This is a genomic window from Kitasatospora sp. NPDC001159, assembly GCF_053598235.1.
Genome location: NZ_JBSFJV010000183.1, coordinates 1 through 7290 on the forward strand (window position 1 = coordinate 1; position 7290 = coordinate 7290).

Genomic DNA, 7290 nt, shown 5'->3' on the forward strand with positions numbered 1-7290 from the left:
AGACCGACCACGGGCCGGGCCGGACCGGGGTGTTCGGCGGCCTGCAGAAGGCCGTCGGCCGGGCCCGCGGCCTGCTCAGCGGCCCGTTCAGGCGGCGGGCAGGGCGTCCAGGGCGGAGCGCAGCCGGCGCAGCGTCTCGGGGCGGCCGAGCAGCTCCATCGACTCGAACAGCGGCGGGGAGACCCGGCGGCCGGTGACGGCCACCCGCAGCGGCGTGAAGGCGAACTTGGGCTTGATGCCCAGGCCGGTCACCAGCGCCTCGCGCAGCGCGGCCTGGATCGGCTCCGGGGTGAAGTCCGCGAGCTCCTCCAGCGCCTTGATGCTGGCCTCCAGCACCGGGCGGGCGTCGGCGGTCAGCGCCTTCGCGGCGTCGTCCGGGTCGACCGCGAAGTCGGCCGGGTCGACGAACAGGAAGCCGGCCATGTTGACGATCTCGCTCAGCACGACCATCCGCTCCTGGGTGAGCGGCGCGACCTTGGCGAGCAGGTCCAGCTGCTCGGCGGTCGGCTCGGCCGGCAGCAGGCCGGGGGCCTGCAGGTACGGCACCAGGCGCTGGACGAAGTCCTCCGGGGCCAGCTTGCGGACGTGCTCGGCGTTGATCGCCTCGCACTTCTTCAGGTCGAAGCGGGCCGGGTTGGAGTTCACCTTGGCGATGTCGAAGGCGGCGACCAGCTCGTCCATGCCGAAGATGTCGCGGTCCTCGGCCAGCGACCAGCCCAGCAGGGACAGGTAGTTGAGCAGGCCCTCGCGGATGAAGCCGCGCTCGCGGTACAGGTTGAGCGAGGCCTGGGGGTCGCGCTTGGAGAGCTTCTTGTTGCCCTCGCCCATCACGTACGGAAGGTGGCCGAAGCGCGGGGTGGTGCCGTTGCCGACGCCGATCTCGGCGAGCGCGGCGTACAGCGCGATCTGCCGCGGGGTGGAGGAGAGCAGGTCCTCGCCGCGCAGCACGTGGGTGATGCCCATCAGGGCGTCGTCCACCGGGTTGACCAGGGTGTACAGCGGGGCGCCGTTGGCCCGGACGATGCCGTAGTCCGGCACGTTCTCCGGCTCGAAGGTGAGCGTGCCGCGGACCAGGTCGTCGAAGGAGAGGGTCTTGTCGGGCATCCGGAAGCGCAGGATCGGCTCGCGCTTCTCCAGCTTGTAGACGGCGACCTGGTCGTCCGTCAGGTCGCGGCAGTGGCCGTCGTAGCCGGAGGGCTTGCCGGCCGCGCGGGCGGCCTCGCGGCGGGCGTCCAGCTCCTCGGTGCTGCAGTAGCAGTAGTAGGCGTGGCCGGCCTCGTGCAGGCGACGGGCGACGTCGGCGTAGATGTCCATCCGCTGCGACTGGCGGTACGGCTCGTGCGGGCCGCCGACCTCCGGGCCCTCGTCCCAGTCGAAGCCGAGCCAGCGCATGGCGTCGAGCAGCTGGTTGTACGACTCCTCGGAGTCGCGGGCGGAGTCGGTGTCCTCGATCCGGAAGACCAGCGTGCCGCCGTTGTGGCGGGCGAAGGCCCAGTTGAAGAGGGCGGTGCGGACCAGGCCCACGTGGGGGTTGCCGGTCGGGGACGGACAGAAGCGAACCCGGACGGCCGGGTCAGTGTTAGCCACGCTTGATCACCTTGTTGGTGAGAGTGCCGATGCCTTCGATGGAGACGGCGACCTCGTCGCCGACGCTGAGGGGGCCCACCCCTGCGGGTGTGCCGGTGAGGATGACGTCGCCGGGCAGCAGCGTCATGGCCTCGGAGATGTGGACGATCAGCTCGGCGACCGAGCGGATCATCAGGGAGGTGCGGCCGGTCTGGCGGAGCTCGCCGTTGACCGTGCAGGTGATGGCGAGGTCGCTCGGGTCCAGGTCGGTCTCGATCCACGGGCCCAGCGGGCAGGCGGTGTCGAAGCCCTTGGCCCGGGCCCACTGGCCCTCGCGCTGCTGGACGTCCCGGGCGGTGACGTCGTTGGCGCAGGTGTAGCCGAGGATCACCTCCGGCACCCGGTCCAGCGGCACCTCTCGGCACATCCGGCCGATCACCACGGCGAGTTCGGCCTCGTGGTGGACGTCCGAGGAGAACGGCGGGTACGCGATGCTCTCGGTCGGGCCGATCACCGAGGTGGAGGGCTTGAAGAAGGTGAGCGGGGTGTCCGGGACGTCGTTTCCGAGCTCGGCCGCGTGCGCCGCGTAGTTGCGGCCGACCGCCACGATCTTGTTGGGGAGCATCGGGCTGAGCAGCCGGACGTCCTGGAAGCGGTAGCTCTCGCCGGTGGGCTGGGGCTGGCCGAACGGGTGACCGGCCAGGGCGTGGACGACCAGCGAGTCGGGCTGGGAGGGGTCCCCCTCCACCACGCCGAAGGAGACGCTGCCGGCGGCAGGGCTCCCTTCCCGGACGGAAAACCTGGCAATGCGCACGGCTGGGCTACCCCTCGCTTCGTCGGCCGCCCGGGGCGCCCCCGGGCGCTGCTGGGCGCCTCGCCCTCCGCGGGCGCGGCCCCGTCAATCGTTGTCCAGGCTATCGCGTGGGGCCTCGCGTGACCGCTTTGCCCCTGTTCAGCGCGGTTGGGGCGGGAAGCGCCCCGAGCCGAAGGGAGCGCCGACCGTCGGCGTCGGGCCGGGAGCACCCGGAGCCGGGCGGGCGAGCAAAGCGCGAGGGCGCCGTCGCCACTTGTCGCGGCGCCGGCGCCCTCGGTGGAGCGCTGGTCGGGTCAGTCCCGGAGGGCGACGACCGGGGCGACCATCAGCTGGACGCGGCGCGGGTTGGCCGTGCTGGCCGGCAGCTCGGTGCCGTACGTGACGACGTCCTCGGGCTTTCGGGCGCCCGGGATCCTGCTGAAGTCCTCGACCGAGGCCAGCGTGGTCCGGCGCGGGTTCGCCGTGGAGCGGCAGGACAGCGTGGACTTGGTGGCCTTCTTCGCCAGGGACATCGAGAGCACCTCGTGGTCGTGGCCGGGCGGATCCGCGCGGGATCTGCACCGGCCTGAGTGATTCCGATTGATTCGGAGGGGTTCTGGGCAGGCTGATCGGGTCCGCGCCCAGGAGACAGCCAGGTTACGAGATCTCATTCCACAGAGGCCGTGACCAAAGCTACACATCAGCCTGTGATTTTGCTCACAAATTCATGAGCAAATCGCAGATATCCGACATATCGCCGCACCGGAATTACCGGACATTCCACCCGTAACGGGCATTCCAGCAGGTCTGCGACTCTTTTCGATCTACGGCCTGGTTGGCATGTATCCGGCGAGTGTCCGAAAAAGGCCGTATTCCGGTCCGGTTACCGCACAGTCAGTGAAACGGCGCATGCGGTCGGTAGTACCGGGCGGTTGGTTCCAGCGGCCCTTGTTGGGATTCCCCGGCTGTGCTGGAATGCCACGGACCGTGGGTAGGGAGCAGTCCACCCCGGTGACCCGCTCTCCCGGACCGGCCGGGGTGCGGATGGAAACTCGACACCGTCCAGGCCGTGGCGACGCGGCGGGACGCCCGGTCCAGAGGTTGCGACGCCAGTGCAGGGACGTTTCAAAAGGGGTAGCGGCGCCGCGGGTGACCCGGAGGCGCGCGAGCCTGTGGCAGCCCCTCAGCAGGCGGCGGCCCCCGGTGGCCCGGCCGACCCGGTGGCGCCCGAGGCCCCCGGCCGCCCGGAGGATGACGGCCAGGACCGGAAGTCCACCAGGGACAAGCTCCGGACCACGCTGACCAGGCGACGCGCCACCGGTCTGAGCCGGTTCGCGATGCGCAACTGGCGCATCCGCACCCGTCTGATCGCGCTGCTCATGCTTCCCGTCCTGGTCTCGCTGGTCCTCGGTGGCCTGCGCATCCAGACCTCGATGGAGAACTCGCAGCAACTCGCCCAGATGGCCAACCTGGCCGACCTGGCCAAGAAGGCGACCAACCTCGCGGACGCCCTGCAGACCGAGCGCGACATCAGCGCCGGCTACATCACCAACCGTCCGAACGACCCGCTGGACGACGAGATCGTCACCGCCCGCAAGTCGACGGACGACCTCAGCCACACCTTCACCGCCTCCTCCGACAAGTTCGAGAACCTCGAACTCTCCGGCGGTAAGGCCCTGCTGTTCCAGATCCGCAAGGACCTGAACTCGATCGCGGACGCCCGCAACACGCCGTACCAGAACAACCAGAACATCCAGGCGACGATCACCGCGTACGACGTGATCATCCGCGACCTGCTGTCCATCACCCAGGACATCGCGCTCGCCTCGAACAACAAGGACCTGCTCGTCGCCACCCGCGCGCTGCAGCAGTTCTCGCTGGCCAAGAACGCCACTTCGCAGCAGCGCGCGCTGATCAGCGCCGGTCTCGCCAACCCCAAGGGCCCCGACCTCAGCGCGAGCGACGAGTCCTTCGGTATCCGCCTGCGCACCTCGTACGACAACTCGCTGACGAGTTTCAACAACATCTACACCGCGCACGATCTGGACAACCTGCGCGGACAGCTGAGCTACAACAACGTGGTCGCCGAGGCCGACCGCTACTCGCGCTCGATCCTCCAGCCCAGCGGCATCCACCAGACCGAGCCGGTCTCGTACAAGGACTGGTACGAGAAGGCCAGCGCCAAGATCACCGCCGAGCGCCGGATCGAGTCCAAGCTGATCGAGGACCTCGACGGAAAGGCCCAGGACCTGCAGTCCCAGGCCGACACCGAGGCCCTGATCATCGGTGCCGCCGTCGCCCTGGTGCTGCTCGTCGCCCTCGGTGGCGCCGGTCTGATCGCCCGCTCGATGGTGCGCTCGCTGACCCGCCTGCAGGCCGCGGCCGAGGACGTCGCCGAGCGCCGTCTGCCCGAGCTGGTCAAGACCCTCTCGGAGAGCGACCCGCACGACGTCGACACCACGGTCGAGCCGGTCGCCATCGACTCGACCGACGAGATCGGCCACGTGGCGCACGCCTTCGACATGGTGCACAGCGAGGCCGTCCGTCTCGCCGCCGAGCAGGCCCTCCTGCGCGGCAACATCAACGCGATGTTCACCAACCTCTCGCGCCGCAGCCAGGGCCTCATCCAGCGCCAGCTGTCCCTGATCTCCGAGCTGGAGAGCCGCGAGGCCGACCCGGACCAGCTGGCCAACCTGTTCAAGCTGGACCACCTCGCGACCCGCATGCGCCGCAACGGTGAAAACCTCCTCGTCCTCGCCGGTGAGGACCCGGGCCGCCGTTGGACCAGGCCGGTTCCGCTTGTCGACGTGCTCCGCGCCGCCGCCTCCGAGGTGGAGCAGTACGAGCGCATCGAGCTCGCCGCCGTGCCGTCGGCCGAGGTCGCCGGCCGCGTCGTCAACGACCTCGTCCACCTGCTCGCCGAGCTGCTGGAGAACGCCACCTCGTTCTCCAGCCCGCAGACCCGCGTCCGGGTCACCGGCCACGCGCTGCCGGACGGCCGGGTGCTGATCGAGATCCACGACACCGGCATCGGCCTGAGCCCGGACGACCTCGCCGAGATCAACGAGCGCCTCGCCAACCCGCCGACGGTGGACGTCTCCGTCTCCCGCCGCATGGGCCTCTTCGTGGTCGGCCGCCTGTCCCTGCGACACGGCATCCGGATCCAGCTGCGTCCGAGCGACTCCGGCGGCACCACCGCGCTGGTCATGCTCCCGGTCGACGTCACCAACTCCGCCGACCGCCGCGGCTCCGGCCGCCCCGGCCCCGGCCAGGGCAAGCAGCAGCGCGGGGTCGCCCCGACGCCGCGCCAGCAGCGCCAGGTCCCGCCCGGTCGCCAGGGCGGCCCGGCCGCGCTCGGCCAGGGCCCGGCCGGCGGCGCCCCGCAGGGCGGCCGTCCGCAGCTCGGCCAGGGCACCGCGGCGGCTCCGGCCGCGCCGACCGGCCCGGGTGCGCCCGGTGGCCGCCCCGGTGGGCTGCCGACCCGTCAGGTCGGGCAGTCGCTGCACGAGAACCCGGTCCCCCAGGGGCAGCAGGGGCAGCAGGGGCAGCAGGGCCGACAGGGCCAGGCACAGCAGGCTCCGGCCCAGCAGTCGCAGAACCAGCAGCCTCAGAACCAGCAGCCCCAGGGCCAGCCGCAGCAGTCCTCGCAGGGCGGTCTGCCGCAGCGCGCCCCCGGCCGTCAGGGTCCGCAGGCCGGCGCGAAGGGCCTGAACGGCCTGCCGCGCCGCGGCCAGGGTCGCCCCGCCCAGGAGCGTCCGCGCACCGACGGCGCCCCGGCGCCGCGGACCGGCGAGCAGCCCCAGCACGGCCGCCCGGGCGGTCCCGGCGCGCCGCAGCAGGGTGCCCGTCCGGGCAACCGTCCGCAGGACGGCCTGCCGCAGCGCAGCCCCGGCCGTCCGGGCCCCGGCTCCCCCGGCCAGCAGGGCCCCCAGGGCCAGCCTGGCCAGCCTGGCCAGCGCCGGCCGCAGCGCCCCGGCCCGGACGCGCCGCGCCGCGACCGCCAGCCGCAGCTTCCGCCGCAGCAGCCGGCCCAGCCGCTGCCGTCGGCCGAGCCGGCGCCGGTGGAGAGCACCCAGCAGTTCGCCCGGCCGCGCTTCGAGGCCAGCCAGATCGACCCCCGCGACCCGCTGGGCCTCGGCCTGGTGGAGCCGGTGCTGCCGAACGTGCCGAACCCGGCCCAGCCGCAGCCCCTGCCGCGACAGGAGCAGGCCCCGGCCCCGCAGCAGCGGCAGGAGCCGATGGCGCTGCCGACCGGTCCGTCCGAGGCGACCGGCGAGCAGCCCTGGTACCCGCAGCAGGGCGAGGCCCAGCCGCAGGGCCCGCAGCAGGCCCGGCAGCGGCCGTACCAGCCGCGTCGGCCTGGCACCTCCGCGCCGGGGCTCCAGCAGCAGGCCCCGCAGCAGGCCCAGGCTCCGCAGCAGCCCCAGCAGGGTCAGGCCCAGCAGCAGCCGCAGCCCCCGCAGCCGGGCGTCGGCGACGCCCCCTGGCGCCCGTCCGCGAACGACGAGCGCTGGCGCCGTGCCGAGCAGATCCGCGAGCCCTCGACCAGCGGTGTCACGATGTCCGGCCTCCCCCGGCGGACCCCGCAGGCCAACCTGGTCTCCGGCACCGCCGAGACCTCGCCGCTGACCGGTCCGCAGGTCTCCCGGGCCCCGGAGGAGGTCCGCGGCCGACTGACCAACCTGCGCCGCGGCATCCAGCAGGGCCGCCGGGCCGGGGCCGAACAGGCCGCCAACCAGCCGGGCTTCCAGCATGGTGCCCAGCAGCCCGGATTCGATAGTTTCGGTGGCCGGAGCGACGGCAACGGCGCAGATCACCAGGAGCGTTGAGTTGAACCAGATGAGCCAGGCCGCACAGAACCTGAACTGGCTGATCACCAATTTCGTGGACAACACCCCCGGGGTGTCCCACACCGTGGTGGTCTCCGCGGA

General features: G+C 72.1%; 4 protein-coding genes and 1 pseudogene. 2 read left to right on the top strand and 3 right to left on the bottom strand.

The window, feature by feature from the left end; genetic code table 11:
- Window positions 1-87: 87 nt before the first annotated feature.
- The 3 genes from gltX to ACWC9T_RS39900 form a co-directional block, all read right to left on the bottom strand.
- Complete coding sequence (gltX, locus tag ACWC9T_RS39890) at window positions 88-1587, bottom strand: glutamate--tRNA ligase (protein WP_449825940.1); 1500 nt, start codon at window positions 1585-1587, stop codon at window positions 88-90.
- Entirely contained in the window at window positions 1580-2380 is an 801-nt protein-coding gene (locus ACWC9T_RS39895) for a fumarylacetoacetate hydrolase family protein (RefSeq protein ID WP_449825941.1), read from the bottom strand. The genes gltX and ACWC9T_RS39895 overlap by 8 nt, the downstream gene beginning before the upstream one ends.
- Before the next feature lie 293 nt (window positions 2381-2673).
- Window positions 2674-2892: a hypothetical protein gene (locus tag ACWC9T_RS39900; RefSeq protein WP_449825942.1), complete on the bottom strand. Its 219-nt coding sequence runs from the start codon at window positions 2890-2892 to the stop codon at window positions 2674-2676.
- Between the two features lie 639 nt (window positions 2893-3531).
- Between ACWC9T_RS39900 and ACWC9T_RS39905 the strand changes: the two genes are divergently transcribed.
- A complete protein-coding gene (locus ACWC9T_RS39905; protein WP_449825943.1) occupies window positions 3532-7188 on the top strand; it encodes a nitrate- and nitrite sensing domain-containing protein in 3657 nt (1218 codons plus the stop codon).
- A gap of 10 nt (window positions 7189-7198) precedes the next feature.
- Window positions 7199-7290, top strand: a pseudogene (locus tag ACWC9T_RS39910) (roadblock/LC7 domain-containing protein); the annotation flags it as partial.